This is a genomic window from Enterococcus sp. LJL128, from assembly GCF_056924295.1.
Genome location: NZ_JBXPBP010000002.1, coordinates 425,514 through 443,488 on the forward strand (window position 1 = coordinate 425,514; position 17,975 = coordinate 443,488).

Below are 17,975 nucleotides of genomic sequence, written 5' to 3' on the forward strand. Positions count from 1 at the left end.
CCTCCTTAAAATATCTGATTGAGCTACTTTTCTGTTGTTTTTTGAATTGCTGTGATGATTTCATTTTCCAATGTATATTTTTTCCCATAGATATTGAGAGACAGTACCTCTCCCTTCAGTAGGGTAATTGTAATGGTCTCTTGGACCTGAATGTTTAATAAACGTCCGCGATAGCTAATATGGAAGCTGTAGCTTGTCCAGTTTTTTGGTAAGAACGGGGCGAAACTTAATTGTTCTCCGGCCGTTTTCATTTGAGCGAAGCCTTGAACAATAGCAAGCCAGCTACCCGTCATTGACGTAATGTGAAGACCGTCATCGGTATCATTGTTGTAGTTGTCTAAATCCAGACGGGCTGTTCGCTGATACATTTCCACTGCCTTCTCTTCCATTCCTAGTTCAGCTGCTAATACAGCATGGATACTTGGGGAAAGGGAAGACTCATGAACCGTCATCGGTTCGTAAAAGTCAAAGTTCTTTTTCTTTTCTTCTAGGCTAAAGTCTTCACCGAAAAAGTAGATGCCCTGTAAAACATCCGCCTGTTTGATGAAGCAGGAGCGCAGAATCTTATCCCATGACCAGTTCTGATTCAGCGGCAGTTCTTCGGCAGCTAATTCAGCAACGGGTTTCAGTTCTTTGTCGAGAAAAGTATCATGCTGAACAAAAATACCTTGTTCTTCATCAAATGGATAATACATATTTTCGATAATATCCTGCCAAAGCTTCTGTTCGTCCCTGGTTAATTTGATTAAAGCTTGTTGCTCATGCGTTTGATAGCTTTCCAGCGTATATTTCAATACCCAGGCAGCGATTGTATTGGTGTACCAGTTATTGTTAACATTATTTTCATACTCGTTAGGTCCAGTTACTCCATGAATCATGTATTTTCCTGCTTTTTTTGAATAATGAACCCGATCAGCCCAAAAGCGGGCAACTTCAGTTAGAACCTCCAGCCCTTTTCCAGCCAGATAAGAAGTATCGCCAGTGTAGTTTGTGTAGTTATAGATTGCATAGGGGATGGCGCCGTTTCTATGGATTTCTTCAAAGGTAATCTCCCACTCGTTATGACATTCTACACCGGTAAAGGTAACCATTGGATACAAAGCTCCCGCCAGTCCCTGTTGCTGGGCATTGTGTTTTGCCTGCGGCAGCTGATTATGCCGGTAGGTCAACAGATTTTCCGTAACTTTAGGGTCTGCCAGTGCTAGATAAAGCGGGACAGCATAGGCTTCAGTATCCCAGTAGGTTGCACCACCGTACTTCTCACCAGTAAAACCTTTAGGTCCGATATTTAGCCGCGGATCTTCGCCGTAATAGGTAGAAAATAGCTGAAAGAGGTTAAAGCGGATGCCCTGCTGTGCTTCGTCATCTCCTTCGATGACTACGTCAGCCAGTGCCCAGCGTTTAGCCCAAGCTGCTGTCTGAGCGGCTTTTGCTTCTTCAAAGCTCTGGGTATTCAACTCGGCCAAAAGCGCCAAGCCTTTGGCAACTTGCTGGTCTTCTTCAATATCTCGGCTTGTCAAAACGACGGCCTGCTTAGTTAATGCAGCTTTATCCCCAGTTTGCAGCTTGAAATCAAACTGTTCTGATACACACAATTCTGTCACAATTTTTTGCTTTTGACTTATTGGAAATGGCGTGTTTGTCATCAAGCTAGTTACGACAAAGCGTTCAATTCCAAATGTATTATCAGCTGTACGAACAGTTAGATAGTTTTCAGCCTCTGTTTCAGAACTAATTGCTCTTTGCTCCCAAAACATTTCTTCGTAGTTGCTGTCTTCATTGTGCACATTATTATCGAGACGTGAGACAACCCGCAGTGTTCCGGCGCCATTCAGAACTTCCGCAGTCATCTTTATCAAAGCAGCTTCTTTTATTGTTAGACTCAGAAATCGTTCAAACTGAAAGCGGACAGTCATGTTGTCAACTGTAACGGTGAAGCTTCTTGTGACGATACCGTTTTTCATATCCAGCTCCAGATAGAAATCAGAGGGAGCAATTAGGGCTAAATCGACTGGGGTATCATTGATAAATAAGCTGAATGCAGAAAAATTGATTGCATTAATGACTTTACCAAAATATTCAGGGTAGCCATTTTTCCACCAGCCAACGCGTGTTTTATCTGGATACCATATACCAGCAAGATATGTTCCTTGATGGTGGTCTCCGGAATAGTCTTCTTCAAAATTACCTCTCATTCCCATATAACCGTTGCCAATACTAGTTAGAGATTCCTGTAATCTCATATTCTCTCTATTTAAATCAGTAGTAGTCAGTTTCCATGGATCAATGGTGAATAGTCTTTTTAGCTGCTTCATGGGTTTCACTCCTTATGGTAGATATCTCTTTGTATGCTATCAGAATAAACGCAATCGATTGCGTTGTCAACCGGAAAATTAATTTTTAAAATAGAAATGCTTGTAAAGTCTATTTAAAATAGATATAGATAAAAATAATGTTTTGGGTTTACATTTCATAAAAGAGGTTATATAATAAGTTTACGAAATCGATTGCGTTAATTGGAAACATAATTAGTTAAGTTAGTAAGAAGGAGTGAAAACAATGAAGAAATTTATCAACTTTGAATTTTTACAGAAATTTGGAAAGGCTTTAATGGTTGTTGTGGCAGTAATGCCAGCAGCCGGACTAATGATTAGTTTGGGGAAATCCTTGCCGCTAATCAATGCTGATTTAGGATTTTTAGTAACAACAGGTGGTGTGATTGAAAATATTGGTTGGGCTATTATTGGAAATTTACATCTTTTATTCGCACTTGCCATTGGCGGAAGCTGGGCGAAAGAGAAGGCCGGCGGAGCATTTGCCGCAGGAATTTCCTTTGTATTGATTAACCGTATTACAGGTTCAATCTTTGGTGTAACGTCTGACATGCTGAATAATGAAGAAGCATTCACCCATACGCTTTTCGGCACTAAGATTATGGTTAAAGGATTTTTTACTAGTGTATTAGAAGCGCCAGCGTTAAATATGGGTGTATTCGTCGGAATTATTGCCGGCTTTGTAGGAGCAGCTGCATTTAATAAGTACTATAATTACCGGAAGCTGCCGGATGCCCTGTCTTTCTTTAATGGCAAGCGGTTCGTTCCTTTTGTAGTTATCGCCTGGTCTGTTTTGGTATCTCTAGGTTTAGCTGTTGTCTGGCCTTACATCCAAGCCGGCATCAACAACTTTGGTTTGTGGATTGCTCAATCGCAGGAAACAGCACCGGTTCTGGCACCATTCTTATATGGTACACTGGAACGTCTGCTTTTACCGTTCGGGCTTCATCACATGCTAACAATCCCCATCAACTACACGCAATTAGGAGGAACCTACGAAATTCTTTCCGGCGCACAGGCTGGTACACAGGTTTTCGGACAAGACCCGTTGTGGCTGGCATGGGCGACCGATTTGGTCAACTTAAAGGATGCTGGTGATACAAGTCAATATGCGTATGTACTAAGCAACTGGACACCGGCCCGATTCAAAGTAGGACAAATGATTGGTTCATCTGGTATTTTGATGGGGATGGCACTGGCAATGTATCGCAATGTCGATGTTGACAAACGGCACAAATATAAATCAATGTATGTATCTGCTGCTTTAGCTGTTTTTCTAACAGGGGTGACTGAGCCGCTGGAATTCATGTTTATGTTTGCAGCTGTTCCTTTATATGTTGTTTACTCTGTGATTCAAGGGATGGCCTTTGCACTGGCAGATATCATTTCTTTACGTGTCCATTCTTTTGGAAATATTGAACTGCTGACACGGACACCGTTAGCAATCAAAGCAGGATTGGGTATGGATTTGATTAACTTTGTCATCGCTACCATTCTGTTTGCAGTCTTTACTTATTTTCTTGCCAGTTTCCTAATTAAGAAATTCAACTTCGCTACTCCCGGACGTAACGGCAACTATGAAGATGGTGGAGATGGTGAAGGAACAGTTGGAGGCAATGCCGTGAGTGCAGACCAGCAGGTGATTGATATTATTAATCTTTTAGGCGGTAGAGAAAATATTTCTGATGTAGATGCCTGTATGACCCGCCTGCGTGTCACTGTTAAAGACACAGAAAAAGTCGGCAGTGAACAGGCTTGGAAGAAAGCAGGAGCAATGGGCTTAATTCATAAAGATAATGGTGTACAGGCTGTATATGGTCCAAAAGCTGATGTGTTGAAATCGGATATTCAGGATTTGTTAGAATCTGGAGCAGAAATTCCTTCATCAAATTTTGAAAAAAATGAAGGAAAGAACGCTGAAAAAATGACTGAGCACTCTGGTATGGTTCAGGAGTTAACGGCGGTCGCAGCTGGCGAGGTTATTTCCATTGAAGAAGTAGCAGATGAAGTATTTTCCAAAAAAATGATGGGAGAAGGCTTTGCTGTTGATCCGGAATCAGGAACCATATATGCGCCTGTTGCAGGTAAAATAGTCAGCGTCTTCCCTACGAAGCATGCCATTGGTATCGAAACAAAAGACGGTCTGGAAGTACTGGTGCACATGGGATTGGACACTGTGGAGATGAAAGAGTCTGCATTCACAATCATGGTAGAGGCTGGTCAGCAAATCAAAGCTGGCGATATTTTGGCAAAAGCCGATTTGGATAAGATTCGGGCAGAAGGTAAAGGAACAACAATCGTTGTCGTCTTTACAAACAGTGATAAAATCGCTGCTTTAGAATTAACGAAAAAAGGAAAACAGGCTGGAAAAACAATTATCGGTTCTGTTACATTATAAATAGCAGCGTAATTGATTAAGGCTGTCAAAAGGATCGAAGCATTGAAAAATTAAGAAAATGCTTCGGTCCCTTTTTGTAAAATCAGTTTCATGATTAATAACAGGAGCAGCAAACGGATAGTTGAAGAAGAAAACTATACATAGACATATTTTGAATGGAGGAAAAATATGAAGATTCTAACATTAAATACCCATAGCTGGATGGAAGCTGAGCCTTGGAAAAAATTAGATCAGCTGGCTGAACAAATCACTAAACATCAGTATGAGGTTTTTGCTTTGCAGGAGGTTAATCAAAGCATGACAGAAAAAGCAAAAATTGTGGATAGCTACTACCATCCAGAAGCATCCAACCTGCCGATTTTGGCAGATAACTTTGCTGCTTTGCTTGCAGATAAGCTCCAGAAAGAAGGCATCAAGTATTATTGGTGCTGGCTGCCGGTTCACATTGGTTATGGACGCTATCACGAAGGCCTGGCTTTATTCTCGAAGGAACCGATAACAGCAGAATACCTAGCAGTTTCCCAAGCGACAGATTTCGCTGATTTCAGAACAAGAAAGCTATTGTTGGGAAAAACGAAAGTAGAAGAAAAAGAAATACTGTTTGTGAATGTTCACTATTCCTGGTGGTCTGATAATTCTGAGGAAGGCTTTATCTGGGAGTGGCAGCAGACTATGGGGCGGTTATCGGATGAACGGCTGCCGATTATTTTACTGGGGGATTTCAATAATCCGGCAGAACGGGAAGGTGAGGGCTATCAGCTAGTAAGCCAAAATTTCAGAGATAGCTTTTTAGAAGCGGAAAAAACCAGTGGAGAACATACTGTGATGAAGGCGATAGACGGTTGGTCTGAGAATGCAGAAGCTTTGCGGATAGATTTGGTTTTTACTTCAGACGAGTTCCAAATAAAAAGCTATGAGGTTCTTTTTGATGGAAGAACCACACCGGTAGTTAGTGATCATTTTGGACTGGAGGTTCAGCTTGAATTTCAATAGAGAAAAATGAGACAACTATTCAATGAATAAAAGAGTGAAAACAAGCACCGTGCATTGACAAAGCAACCGTTTGCATTTATGATTATAGGGATAACAACGGGGGTTGAAAAGAGTGCTTAAGTCCCGTAATGACAGGAAAAGAAGGTAAGTGCGATGAGCGTAACAATAAAAGATGTGGCGAGAGAGGTTGGAGTAGCTCCGTCCACCGTTTCAAGGACACTGCAGAACCACCCCAGCATTTCTAAAGAAACCAAAGAAAAAGTTAGAAAAGCGATGGACAAACTAGGGTATGTGCCAAATGTTGCAGCGCGAAATCTGGCAAAAAAGTTTTCTAATGCCATTGGTGTTGTTTTTCCAGTTTTATCTTCTACAGACAGGAAGAGCAATCCGTTCTATTTAGAAGCGATTACGGCAATGAATCAGGAAGCTGGTAAGCAGGATGTCACAATTTCCTTTGCATCAGGAGAAACTCTGGAGGAGCTTTTAGAGAATGTGCAGCTGATGTATAGACAAAAACGTGTAGACGGTTTTATTCTGTTGTATGTAAGAAAAAATGATCCGGTACTTACCTATCTAGTAGAGAATAATATCCCCCATACAGTGATTGGGCAGCCCTATCAATATAGCAACGGTACAAGCTGTGTGGACAATGACAATCAGCTGCTGGGACGCACGGCAACACAGTATTTGATTGAAAAAGGGCATGAACGGATTTTGTTTGTGACCAATTATGAGAAAGAAAATGTTTTTCAGGAACGTTTTTACGGCTATCAGAAATCGATGGAGGAAAGTGAATTAAACCCTTTGCCTTACGTTGTATTGAAACAGCCGGAAGACTATACTGCTTTTGAAAAGATATTGAAAGAGCAACGGCCGACTGCTTGTATAGCGGTTGACGACATGTTTGCACTGCGTGTAATTCAATTAGCTAATCTTTATGGTTATCAAGTACCAGACAATCTTTCTGTGATAAGCTTTAACAACTCAATATTCACTACGCTGATTCATCCTTACATTACCTCCATTGATATTCATACTGAAGAGTTAGGAAAAGTAGCTGTTCAGCAGTTTCTGCTTCAATTAAAGGAGCAGGAGGTTCTGAAACAGAAGGTGCTGATTCCTCATACACTGATTGAGCGGGAAACAGTGCTGGATTTGAAAAAAGCTTCTAAAACAAGAAAATAAAATAATTAAAAAACTTTTACGGCAATCGTTCTCACAGCCTGCTGAGTTACTATAGCTTTGTCGAAAGCTGAGTGGCACGCCTTAAGGCTGAGAGAAGCGTTAAGCGACCATTTATTTGATTTTAAGGACTGGAGTATAGTCAGCTTGACTAAGAATCCAGTCCTATTTATTATCTTAAGGCTAAAAGATTTTGTTGACTCTATTTTTTGAAAATTCTTGATTTCCCCTCTGCTTTTTCAAAATAAATAGACTTTTTAATGGGAAATGATTAGTAAAGAGCTAATTCTTCATTGGAGGGAGTGGAGAAATAGGATAGAATAGATAATAAAATAGGACATAACGAAAAAGGGACGGGAGAAAAAATGAAACTAGTGCTGGAAGATATCACAAAGCGTTTTGATGAAAAAACGTTGTTTGATAATGCATCATTTACTTTTGAAAAAGGAAAAATCTATGGGTTATTGGGTAGGAATGGTTCTGGAAAAACGACTCTTTTTAACTGTATTTCTCGAAATTTAATGATTGATGAGGGAAGTATCGGTATTGAAGACGGCGGTCAGCTGAATACGGAGTATGAAAATACAGAAATTGGTTTTGTCTATACCCAGCCTCATTTGCCGGCCTTTATGACAGCATTTGAGTTTGTTAAGTTTTTTATAGAGATTAACAGCTCCAGAATCAGAGAAATCAAGACGCCAGAGGAATATTTGGATTCTGTAGGAATTCAGCGTGAAGATCAGCACCGGCTGTTGAAAGATTTTTCTCATGGCATGCAGAATAAGGTACAAATGCTGGTTTCTCTGATGGTTCAGCCGCCGGTTCTGCTGTTGGACGAACCCTTGACTTCATTTGATGTGGTAGCTGCCCATGAGATGAAGGAGCTGATTTTACAGATGAAATCAGAATCTATTGTGATTTTTTCTACTCATATTCTACAATTGGCACAGGATCTTTGTGATGAGATTGTACTGCTTCATCACCATCAGTTAAACAAAGTAGATTCTGCTAGGATTCATGATAAAGATTTTGAGGCGGAGATTATTGACTTGCTTTCTGACAAAGAAGCTGTTCCTGCTAAAGAAGTCGAGGTGGAATAATAATGAACGATTTTTCTATCTACTTAAAAAACTACTGGCATTTTAAGCAGACAGGTACTGCCAAAAAGGTCAATGGCTTTTTCTATTATATTAAGCGGCTTCCTGTTGTAGGAAAACTTATTCCCTCCTCCATTTATCAGAGCTATGGCGTAAAAGAAGGTTTTGCTGTTTTAATGCTTATTTTTGATTATCTTAGCAGCTTTGCAGCGAAGTTTCTTTGGCTGGCCCTTCACTTTTTTGCCGCCGGTTTTCTGCGGAGCTTAATGGTTGCCGGGAATACGTACGACATGTTCAGTCAACCGACACTTCTAGCCGGCTTGTTTCTCTGGCTGATGTTTGTTCCGATTTTTATTGGTTTTTTTGAAGGCTATACATTCGCAGCAGAAAAACCACTTATTGAGTTTATTGAACAGTTTATGCAGTCACGAACAACGATTATTAGAGGCAATATGCTTTTGGATGTATGTATCCAGGGAATTGCATATTTACCAGCCGCACTAGTATATGGCTTTCTACTAGGACGCCCGCTGGAAACTTTATTATTTATTTTTATTTCTTATTTGAGCTTTAGGGTGGGATTTCTCTATCTTGGACGTGTGATTTATACCTGGCATCTATCAAGAACTAAACGGCGGCTGCTTGGCACAGCTGTTACTGTACTGGTCATTGGCATAGCAGCGGCAGTTTTCTTTTTTGATCAAACCAATCGTTTTATCTCTTTGGCAGATTCATGGCTGGGAAATAGTGTGCTGTTGTTTTTTATGGTGGGAATGCTTCACTTGCTACTGCATTTTAAACAAGAAAATGAATATCTGCTTTATTGGATTGACCAAGCAACGATTAGCTTGAAGAGACTTGATGTGCAGAAAAAAACGAATAACTCCTATATTAGTGAAGGGATGGCAATGCAGAAAAAGCTGGTGATATCAGCAGATAATCAGTTTGACCATCTCAAAGGAAGTCAGTATTTGAACGCTCTTTTATTCAGCCGTTACCGTTCAATTTTAAACAAAGCGCTGCGTTTTCGTTTTTATTTCATCGGAGCTGCCCTAGCTGCAGTTGCTGTGGCTAGTATATTTGGATTGTTTAAAGGAATTACCGTTAAAGAGATTACAATTACCCTGCCGGTTTTGTTTTTTCTGATGTATTTGATGACCTTTGGTAAGAAAGTTGTACAGATGGTTTTTGTGAACTGTGACGTTTCAATGCTGTACTATCCGTTTTATCGGGAAGCAAGCACCATTCTTTCTGGCTTTAATTATCGATTTAAACAGACCTTTTTTTACAATAGCATCGTTTCAGTGGGTATCTTCAGTGTCTACTTATTGGCTAGTTTAATGAACAGCTTTTTCCTTTCTTGGGATTTTCTCGCAGTTTTAGCACTGCTTTTGGCAGCGTTAGCAGCCTTGTTCTCGTTTCATGAGCTGTTTATCTATTATCTTCTTCAGCCATTCACAGGAGATATGTCTGTAGTGAGCCCGCTTTATAAGATTATAACTGGTGTCTTCTATTGGATTGCCTACGCGAATCTACAGCTGCGTTTTACAGGCTTTTATTATGCAGTGATTGTTTCTGTCTTATGTCTGATCTATGTAGGAGTTGGTTTTGTGATTATTTACCGAAAAGCACCAAAAACGTTTAGAATAAAGGCGTAAGCCTAAAAAGTTAACATTAAAAAACTGCTTCTTTTTTCGTAAGTGAAATACAGTCATCTTACTTATAAAAAGAAGCAGTTTTTATTGATTGAGCAAGTCGTTTCTAAATCAATACAGTTCCCCTTCATCTCCCTGCATTTTACCTGCCAGAGGGCGACATTGTTCCGCTACCCACTGGATAAAACCATCATCGGTATAATCAAAGCTGATGTTTCCATCTCTGAACATAAGATAATAGGTCTCGCCTTGATAGAGAGCGCCAATAAAATCTCCAGAAGCAGTCAGCATTTTTCCGTCAGGTGTTGGAATGGAAAAACTTGTTGTATAGTAAAATTCATCTGTTGAAGCGATTGCTTTAATCTCTTCCAATGAGAAGCCAGGCTTATCGTCCCACCAGTCCGTTTTTTTTGTGTAATAGATTGAATAGCCCATTGTAGACCTCCTGTTTTTCTTTTATGTTACCAGAAGTACGTACGAAAAAGTAGCACTTTCCAGACTATTTAGAGAACAATAAGAAAAAAATGCTTGAAAAATTTGTTGTTTAATGGGGAATAATTGTTTTTTTCAGAAGATTTAACACAAATGTTCAGTTATTTTTTATGACTGGTTAATAATTTTATGTTTACATTTCTTAGAAAGAATGGTATCATTTATTTATATTAAAGGTAAAAGTTACCTAAAATAATTTGTTTTACAGAAAAAAATAGTAAGTAAAATTATTTTTTTAAACTATTAAAGGTAAAAGTTACCTAATAAGGAGATGGGAAAATGAGAAAAAGGTTATCTGGAAAAAATATCGGTGTGTTTTTTGGAACCTGGGCCCCCCTTCATATTGGTCATATTTCCGCAGTGCATCAGGCCAAAAGACAGTGTGATGGAGTAGTACTGGCAGTAAGTGGTTATCAGGGGGACCGGGGAGATAAGATTGACCTTGGCTTGGAAAAAAGATTTAGATATACTAGAGAAACATTTCGTGAAGATGAGCTAGTTGTGGTGGGAAAGATTGATGAGACTAACATTCCCAGATATCCTAACGGCTGGAATCATTGGCTGCCTTTGCTTGAAAAGGTCATTGAAGAAAACTGTCTGGAGAAAGAACGGACAATCACTGTTTATGTAGGTGAGGCAGAATATAAGGAAAAATTGAATGAGCTGCGTCCCAAATGGCAGGTGGTTATGATTGACCGGCAGCTGCTCCCGATATCTGCAACACATATTAGAAAAGAGCCGCTTAAATATTGGCAGAAGATTGCGCGACCTTTTCGAAGACACTTCAGTCAGAATATTTTGATTGCCGGCTCTGCTTCAGGGGGAAAAACTACGTTGGTAAAAGATTTGGCAAGAAGCTATGGAAGTCCTTTTTCATTGGAATATGCTCGCCATTATCAAAAAAAATACAATGTCTTGGATGAGGAACTAACCGCTAAAGACTACATGTATCTATTAGCCAATCAGTATCGGCAAACATCTAATGAAATCGAAGGTACTGCCAACAACGGTTTGGTTTTCGCAGATACCAATAGTACAGTTACAAAGGCTTATCTGGACTGGTATTTAACCACAGATACACAGAGAGTATCTGAGGGAAAGAACTTGATCAAGGAAGATGAACTGGAAGCATTGACACAACAGTACTTATCAACTATTCATCAGGAAAAGTGGGCACTGATTTTCATTGTTCCCCCAGTCACTGAATATGTTGATGATCAGTTTCGGGATATGAGTATGGCTCAAGAAGACATACGTTGGCAATTTCATGAGCATCTTTTAAAGCTTTTTAAAGAAGCGGGGCTTGAAGAAAAGCTGATTATTCTAAAAACAGAACTTACAGAGGCAGACCCTCAAGGATTTTATGGACGCTACAAAGAGGTACAGAAACAAATAGAAATGAATCTGGGAATCACAATCTGGTAAGAAAGAAGGAAAAAACATGGATACAGTAAAAACAATGAAAAGCTGGGCGCTGACTAGGCTGCAGCCGGATTTTTGGATAAAACGAGCGGTTACAACCCAAAAGAACCTGACAGCATTAGCTGAACAGGCACAGCATGCAGGAGTTAAAGGAATCATATATGCTTTAATTAAGGACATTTTTGTCGGCTGGAAGCCTTTGGAAATAGTTTATTTATTCGCACTTGTCAGCATTCAAATTGGTGTTTATATTAAGCAGCCGGATAGCTTTCTGGGAATGATTGCCGGAGTAACAGGAATTATAAATGTTATTTTTGTGACAAAGGGGAAAATCAGTAATTATTTATTCGGCTTGATTAACGTAACTATCTATTTATATTTGAGCGTTGTTAGCGGCTTTTATGGAGAGGTATTGACATCTATTTACTTTTTCCTAATGCAGTTTACTGGTACGTATTTATGGTTGTTAAATATGGATAATAAAGAAAAAGGAACAAAAGAACCTGCCTATGTAAAGCCTAAGAAACTATCCTTTGCTGGATGGCTTAAGGCAATTGCAGGAATGACAGTTATCTGGGGCGTCTTTGGATTTATCTATCAAAGCATAGGGGCAAACCGTCCTTTTAGAGACTCGGTAACAGATGGAACGAACTATGTAGGACAATGGCTGATGAATGGTTCTTATGCAGCGCAGTGGCTGTTTTGGATTGGCACAAATGTGTTTAGTATCTATTTATGGTGGGGTGCCAGTCTGGAAATGGTTGTCATGTACTGGGTCTTTCTAGTAAACTCAGTAGTAGGATATATACGCTGGACAAAGAAAAGTAGAGTAGATAAGCTAGACTCTGAATAATAAATTAACATTGTAAAGTAGATAGTTTAAGTTTTCTCGACAAGACCGGCTATTATTGTAAAAATGAAATGAACGAAAAATGCAGGGAAAAGTGAGTGGATGCAAAGTGAAATTTAAGAGTTATGCAGAAGAAAAAAAATATTATGAGCAGGAAGCTAACCAAGAAGAATTTTTAGCGTGGTATCAGCAGCAAGATTTACCAAAATATGAAAAACCTTCTGTAACAGTAGATAATGTAATTTTAGGCTGGGAAGATGAAGAAGTAAAGCTATTGTTAATCCGTCGAAAGGCTAACCCCTTTAAAGGCTATTATGCTCTTCCCGGAGGATTTGTGGATAAAACCGAAGATACAACTGAAGCTGTGTTGAGAGAAGTAAAGGAAGAGGTTGGGCTAACCTTAAGTGAACAGTACGTGGAGCAGCTAAAGACGATAGCAACACCAGGCCGCGATCCGCGGGCCTGGACGATTACAGTAGCGCATTTGACCTATTTGCCTGCTATGGCCGATATGAAGGTAGTAGCAGGAGATGACGCCAGAGAAGCTCACTGGGTGACGCTGCAGGCTACTAGTGAAGGCAAGCCGCAGTTGTTTTATCAGAACAAAGAGATTCCATTAACTGAATTGGCATTTGATCATGAGGAAATCATTCAGGAAGCAGTCATCAGAATAAAAAATCGTTTGGACTATATTCCAACTGTGTTAAAAATTTTGGGCGGTACCTTTACTTTAACCGAAGCCCGAAAAGTCTATAGTAAATTTCTAGGCATTCCAGTAGATGATCTTGATAATAGCAATTTTCGCAAAACACACGGGAAATTTTTCACTGAAGTTGGTTTAGAGACAAAAACAACAAAAGGCAGACCAAGAAAAATTTATCGATTGAAATCCTTCTAGAAAATTGAAGAATTAGAATAGAGGGTGCTTCAAAAAGGAATCCTGAAGCGGAGCTACATTGCCATTCACTTATACTATTTCTTTATGACAATCAAAAGGAACTATCCTTCCTTTGTTTGAGGGCACAATTTTAAGAATACTACTGAAGTAAAGTGGAGGAAAAAGGTGTGATAAATAGGTTCAGCTTTAAGAAATAAATGGGCTCATTTGAAAATAATCAAAAAAATGCGTGAAAATGACTAACTGTTGATTAATCTCTAATCAGAGCCTATCTATTTTAGAACGAGTGCTGCTTGCTGCTGTCTTTAAGAACTTTCAACAACTCTTTACTATAAGCACATACTTTTTAGCACACCTGGCTCCTTGCTGATTTAGCTAAAAATCTTATAATAGTTTGCCTGATTTTTACGTTTAATAAAACCGATGTGCTCATAGAAACGATGGGCTTCTGTCCGATTTTCCCCAGAGCTGAGACGAATACCTGCTGCTCCAATTGTTTTAGCCCATTCTTCTGCCGCATTCATCAACAGGCGCCCCTGCCCGCTGCCGTGAAAGTCTTTGTGCACGGCTAGAGCGAGAATATTAATCATTTTAGGTGCGTAAATAGTACGGTAGGCGCCTGCATGGATGTAAGCTGAAACACGGCCTTGTGTTTCAAAAACGAGCAGCTGTTCATCCGGCAGCTGGAGAAGCTCCTCTAATTGTTTTTTTGTTTCCTCTAAAGGGTAGTCGTAGCCTAAAGAAGACTCATTGATTTCATTTAAGCTGTCTGCATCTGATAGCTGAGCTTTTCTAATGTTCATCGTTTATCCCAACTTTCTATTTTGAATTTTTTAGCATTGGTTATGAGTTAATCGCCTGGTTCTGCTTTTAATACTTTCTAATTTGAATAGCCGGCAATTTTTTTGGCTTTTTCAGTATTTGCAAAATGTAGCTTTGCATACTGACTTAATAGTTCAATACCGCCTTGTTTTAGGACTTTTGCAGCAGTCTGGTCTGACTTGGCACCGGCACCAGAAGGAACGTTGAAGCCTAATTCCGCTGATTCTTTATCTAATTCCTCCAGAAAGGCGGCTCGGCAAATAATCGAGGCTGCGGCAACTGCCACATGATATTGCTCGCCTTTGGTAATAAAATGCAGTTTTTCTGCTACTTGATTTTTTTCAGAACGGACATATTTGCGATAGTTTGCTTCAGGAGTAAACTGATCAATTAAAATTCCCTCCGGTTTGACTGGTGCTAAATCATTTAATAATAGAAAGATTGCTTGATTGTGTAAAGCTACCTTCATATGCACGGCATTATATTTTGGCTGAATAGCGTTGTATTTTTTTGGTTCCAAAACTAATAGACGATAGGGAATCAGCTCTTTTATCGAATGAGAAAGCTTAACAATCTGATCATCCGTCAGCTCTTTTGAATCCCTTACTCCCAGAGCTTTTAATTTTGTAATCATGTCTGCTGCTACATATGCTGCACAGACTGTGACTGGTCCAAAGTAGCTCCCGTTGCCAACTTCATCACTGCCGATTACAGATAAACGGTCAAAGCCTGGAGGTAAAACTGCTGAAGCAGCCGGTTTCTTTTTTGCAGAAAGGGCCGTTCCCCAGCGTGCTGCTTCTGTCGCTGCTGCCGGGCCCTGAAACATTACTTTTCCCGAAGTGTAGGCGGTGACAGTAACGCCGTTTACTTTAGCTGTAAAGACAGTATATGGCGGTTTTTTATTCAGCTGTTGTTTTTTATATGTTTCATCCATTTTATTTAATAAATCCTTTGAAACTTTAATTACCTGAGTTTGTGTCATGTGATTTATCCTTTCTTTCGCTCATTTACTATGGTAAAAGATATGGCAGGAAAAAGAAAGCCGGAACTGAAAATAAACGTTGAATTTCTCCTATAAAAGAGTACCATGGAAACGAGGCTTAGAATTGAAAGGTGAGAATAGTTGCATGAATGCAAAAGAAATTGAAAAAAATGAATTATTTTATTTTAGTTTGGTGAATCAAGCAAAAAAGGGAAGGGAAATCAATGAGTATATAAATCCTTTTGTTCCTCAGATGTACGATCATAATTTCTGGTATCTTAAAACAAAAGAATTTTCGGTAGAGGTAAAAAATCAGGTAGAACAGCGCCGTGGTAAGAGTCTGTTTTTACGATTTTTTGGGAAAATTACAGGTAATCTACAAGAAGCTGATTGGAAGTTTCCTGAGATTTCCGGTTATACAAGTTCAAGTGAACAGCTGGTCTACATGGTTCTGACTGAAAAGGAAAAGCTTTCCAGCGCCCAAACCGCTGTTGAAATCAAGGAAGTAGTAACGGATGAAGATTTTCAGGCTTATTGTGATTATACTTATGAGGACGGCACGCGTATTTCAGAAAGCTTTGCTGAGGAAAAACTACGTTTCCTTTGGTTTTTACGTGAGCTTTCCGAGGTTCGTTTTTACATTGCTGTGTCAGAAGGAAAAGCAATCGGCAGCTTGGATGTATATAAGCTGAAAGACTATTATAAAATTGAGAATGTATTTGTCAAAGAGGCTTTCCGCAAGCAGGGAATTGCTGGAAGCTTAATTAGACTGGCCGTTGAATCCAGAGAGGACCAAACAGCAGGTATTAGTTTGGCTACAGATATTGGAGGGATGGGAGAGTCGCTTTACCAGAAACTTGGCTTTACAGAAGCGGCATTTGAAGTGAATTATCTTTTAGTAAAAGATGAAGAAGAAACGGCTTAAAAACTGGCTGATTTGAGTTTTCCTGCGGTTTATGTTAAACTGTCTTTAAGTAATGATACTAGATGGGAGTGAGCGGATTTCTGCTCACTCTTTTTAATGGCATTTATCAGGAGCCTTTAATTGCCAATGGTATGTTACATCTAATCTCGAAGGAGGCGAAAATTTTGAGTAGTGTTGTGGAAACTGTTACCGAGTTAGTCACACCGATCTTAAAAGAGCAAAATTTTGAACTTGTAGATATAGAGTTTGTCAAGGAAGGAAAAAGCTGGTTTTTGCGAGTATTCATCGATAAAGAAGGCGGCATCGATATAGAAGAATGTGCGTTTGTCAGTGAACAGCTGAGCGAACGGCTGGATGCAATCGATCCCGATCCGATTCCGCAGGCCTATTTTCTGGAAGTCTCTTCGCCGGGAGCAGAACGGCCATTGAAAAAGGAACAGGATTATGAAAATGCTGTAGGTGAGTACATCCACGTATCGCTTTATCAGGCAGTAGATGGAGAAAAACAATTTGATGGTACAATGAAAGCTTTTGATAAAGAAACAGTGACACTGGTCATCAAGATTAAAACAAGAACAAAAGAATTGGTCATAGATCGTAAAAATATTGCAAAGGCTCGTTTAGCAATTCAGTTTTAAGTGGTAGCTTCTAACGGTTTATCTTTCAAAATATGAAGGATAAGATTCGTTCAGCTTTGACTAAAATTATGGGAGGAAAAAATAAACAATGAGCAAAGAAATGTTAAATGCTTTGGAAGCATTAGAAGCTGAAAAAGGAATTTCAAAAGATAAGGTGATCGAAGCGCTTGAAGCAGCCTTGATTTCCGCATATAAAAGACATTATGGTCAAGCACAGAATGTGGAAGTGGAATTCGATGATAAAAAAGGAAATATTCATGTATATGCTGTAAAAGAAGTGACTGACGAGGTAATGGATTCACAGCTGGAAGTGTCTTTAAAAGATGCGATGGCTATTAATAAAGCGTATGAACTTGGAGATAAAATTCGTTTCGAAGTAACCCCTAAGGATTTTGGCCGGATTGCTGCTCAAACAGCAAAACAGGTTATTTTGCAGCGGGTTCGTGAAGCAGAACGGACAATTATCTACAATGAATTCAGCGAGTACGAAAATGATATTATGCAGGGGATTGTAGAGCGTCAGGATCGCCGCTATATCTATGTAAATCTTGGGAAAATTGAAGCTGTTCTTTCGAAACAGGATCAAATGCCAAATGAATTTTATCAGCCCCACGACCGTATCAAGGTCTATGTATCAAAGGTTGAAAATACATCAAAGGGTCCTCAGGTATTTGTTAGCCGCAGCCATCCAGATTTATTGAAGCGCCTATTTGAACAAGAAATTCCGGAAGTGTACGACGGCATTGTAGAAATCGTAAGTATTGCCAGAGAAGCCGGCGACCGCTCTAAAGTAGCGGTTCGTTCAAATAATCCAAATATCGATCCGGTTGGTACATGTGTAGGTCCTAAAGGACAGCGAGTACAGGCGATTGTTAATGAGCTAAAAGGTGAAAACATGGATATTGTTGAATGGAATGAAGATTCTGCCGCATTTATCAGTAACGCTCTAAATCCGGCACAAGTAGTCGACGTTATTTTTAATCCGGAAAACCCTAAGGCTTGCACAGTTGTGGTACCGGATTTCCAATTATCGCTGGCGATTGGCAAGAGAGGTCAAAATGCCCGTTTGGCGGCTAAGCTGACTAACTTTAAAATTGATATTAAGCCGGAATCTGAAATGGAAGATTTCTATGCACAGCTAGCAGAAGCTGCAGATGGTGAAGAAATTCTTGATGAAGAGTACAAAGGCGAGTCACTAGAAGCCGATTTAACTTCTGATGAGTACGAAAATCTGGAGTTTAACAATGAAAACGAGCAAACAGAAGAAGAATAACGTTTTTGGAGGGAT

15 protein-coding genes are annotated in these 17,975 nt (G+C 39.6%); 11 read left to right on the forward strand and 4 right to left on the reverse strand.

The window, feature by feature from the left end:
- Positions 1-23 precede the first annotated feature (23 nt).
- Positions 24-2,315: a glycoside hydrolase family 65 protein gene (locus AC1Z3K_RS05050; protein WP_461732038.1), complete on the reverse strand. Its 2,292-nt coding sequence runs from the start codon at positions 2,313-2,315 to the stop codon at positions 24-26.
- A gap of 244 nt (positions 2,316-2,559) precedes the next feature.
- Here AC1Z3K_RS05050 and AC1Z3K_RS05055 point away from each other — a divergent pair, with 244 nt between their 5' ends.
- From AC1Z3K_RS05055 to AC1Z3K_RS05075, 5 genes are all read left to right on the forward strand, one after another.
- Complete coding sequence (locus AC1Z3K_RS05055) at positions 2,560-4,731, forward strand: PTS transporter subunit IIBC (protein WP_461732039.1); 2,172 nt, start codon at positions 2,560-2,562, stop codon at positions 4,729-4,731.
- Between the two features lie 168 nt (positions 4,732-4,899).
- The gene (locus AC1Z3K_RS05060) at positions 4,900-5,724 is read left to right on the forward strand and encodes an endonuclease/exonuclease/phosphatase family protein (protein ID WP_461732040.1); all 825 of its coding nucleotides are present in this window, start codon (positions 4,900-4,902) and stop codon (positions 5,722-5,724) included.
- Between the two features lie 153 nt (positions 5,725-5,877).
- Complete coding sequence (locus tag AC1Z3K_RS05065) at positions 5,878-6,909, forward strand: LacI family DNA-binding transcriptional regulator (RefSeq protein WP_461732041.1); 1,032 nt, start codon at positions 5,878-5,880, stop codon at positions 6,907-6,909.
- 362 nt (positions 6,910-7,271) lie between these two features.
- Positions 7,272-8,006, forward strand: a complete 735-nt coding sequence (locus tag AC1Z3K_RS05070; RefSeq protein WP_426080788.1) for an ABC transporter ATP-binding protein — start codon at positions 7,272-7,274, stop codon at positions 8,004-8,006.
- 2 nt (positions 8,007-8,008) lie between these two features.
- Positions 8,009-9,661 (forward strand): hypothetical protein, encoded by a 1,653-nt coding sequence (locus AC1Z3K_RS05075; RefSeq protein WP_426080787.1) that lies wholly within the window; start codon positions 8,009-8,011, stop codon positions 9,659-9,661.
- Between the two features lie 108 nt (positions 9,662-9,769).
- On the opposite strand, the gene AC1Z3K_RS05080 is transcribed toward AC1Z3K_RS05075, so the two are convergent.
- On the reverse strand, positions 9,770-10,093 hold the full coding sequence (locus AC1Z3K_RS05080; RefSeq protein ID WP_426080786.1) for a hypothetical protein: 324 nt from the start codon (positions 10,091-10,093) through the stop codon (positions 9,770-9,772).
- Between the two features lie 336 nt (positions 10,094-10,429).
- Here AC1Z3K_RS05080 and AC1Z3K_RS05085 point away from each other — a divergent pair, with 336 nt between their 5' ends.
- The 3 genes from AC1Z3K_RS05085 (at position 10,430) to AC1Z3K_RS05095 (ending at position 13,320) form a co-directional block, all read left to right on the forward strand.
- A complete protein-coding gene (locus tag AC1Z3K_RS05085; RefSeq protein WP_461732042.1) occupies positions 10,430-11,575 on the forward strand; it encodes an AAA family ATPase in 1,146 nt (381 codons plus the stop codon).
- A 16-nt stretch (positions 11,576-11,591) separates the two neighbouring features.
- Positions 11,592-12,425, forward strand: a complete 834-nt coding sequence (gene pnuC, locus AC1Z3K_RS05090) for a nicotinamide riboside transporter PnuC (protein WP_426080784.1) — start codon at positions 11,592-11,594, stop codon at positions 12,423-12,425.
- Positions 12,426-12,531: 106 nt separating this feature from the next.
- Positions 12,532-13,320: an NUDIX domain-containing protein gene (locus AC1Z3K_RS05095; protein ID WP_461732043.1), complete on the forward strand. Its 789-nt coding sequence runs from the start codon at positions 12,532-12,534 to the stop codon at positions 13,318-13,320.
- Between the two features lie 371 nt (positions 13,321-13,691).
- On the opposite strand, the gene AC1Z3K_RS05100 is transcribed toward AC1Z3K_RS05095, so the two are convergent.
- Both AC1Z3K_RS05100 and rnhC read right to left on the reverse strand, forming a co-directional pair.
- On the reverse strand, positions 13,692-14,123 hold the full coding sequence (locus AC1Z3K_RS05100) for a GNAT family N-acetyltransferase (RefSeq protein ID WP_461732044.1): 432 nt from the start codon (positions 14,121-14,123) through the stop codon (positions 13,692-13,694).
- A gap of 77 nt (positions 14,124-14,200) precedes the next feature.
- On the reverse strand, positions 14,201-15,124 hold the full coding sequence (gene rnhC / locus AC1Z3K_RS05105) for a ribonuclease HIII (protein ID WP_461732045.1): 924 nt from the start codon (positions 15,122-15,124) through the stop codon (positions 14,201-14,203).
- A 145-nt stretch (positions 15,125-15,269) separates the two neighbouring features.
- Between rnhC and AC1Z3K_RS05110 the strand changes: the two genes are divergently transcribed.
- The 3 genes from AC1Z3K_RS05110 to nusA all read left to right on the forward strand — a co-directional run bounded on the left by AC1Z3K_RS05110 (position 15,270) and on the right by nusA (position 17,960).
- Positions 15,270-16,049 carry a GNAT family N-acetyltransferase gene (locus AC1Z3K_RS05110; RefSeq protein ID WP_461732046.1) on the forward strand — a complete coding sequence of 260 codons (780 nt, stop codon included), beginning with the start codon at positions 15,270-15,272 and terminating at the stop codon, positions 16,047-16,049.
- Between the two features lie 164 nt (positions 16,050-16,213).
- Complete coding sequence (gene rimP, locus AC1Z3K_RS05115) at positions 16,214-16,687, forward strand: ribosome maturation factor RimP (RefSeq protein WP_426080776.1); 474 nt, start codon at positions 16,214-16,216, stop codon at positions 16,685-16,687.
- Positions 16,688-16,775: 88 nt separating this feature from the next.
- A complete protein-coding gene (gene nusA, locus AC1Z3K_RS05120; RefSeq protein WP_461732047.1) occupies positions 16,776-17,960 on the forward strand; it encodes a transcription termination factor NusA in 1,185 nt (394 codons plus the stop codon).
- Positions 17,961-17,975: the final 15 nt, after the last annotated feature.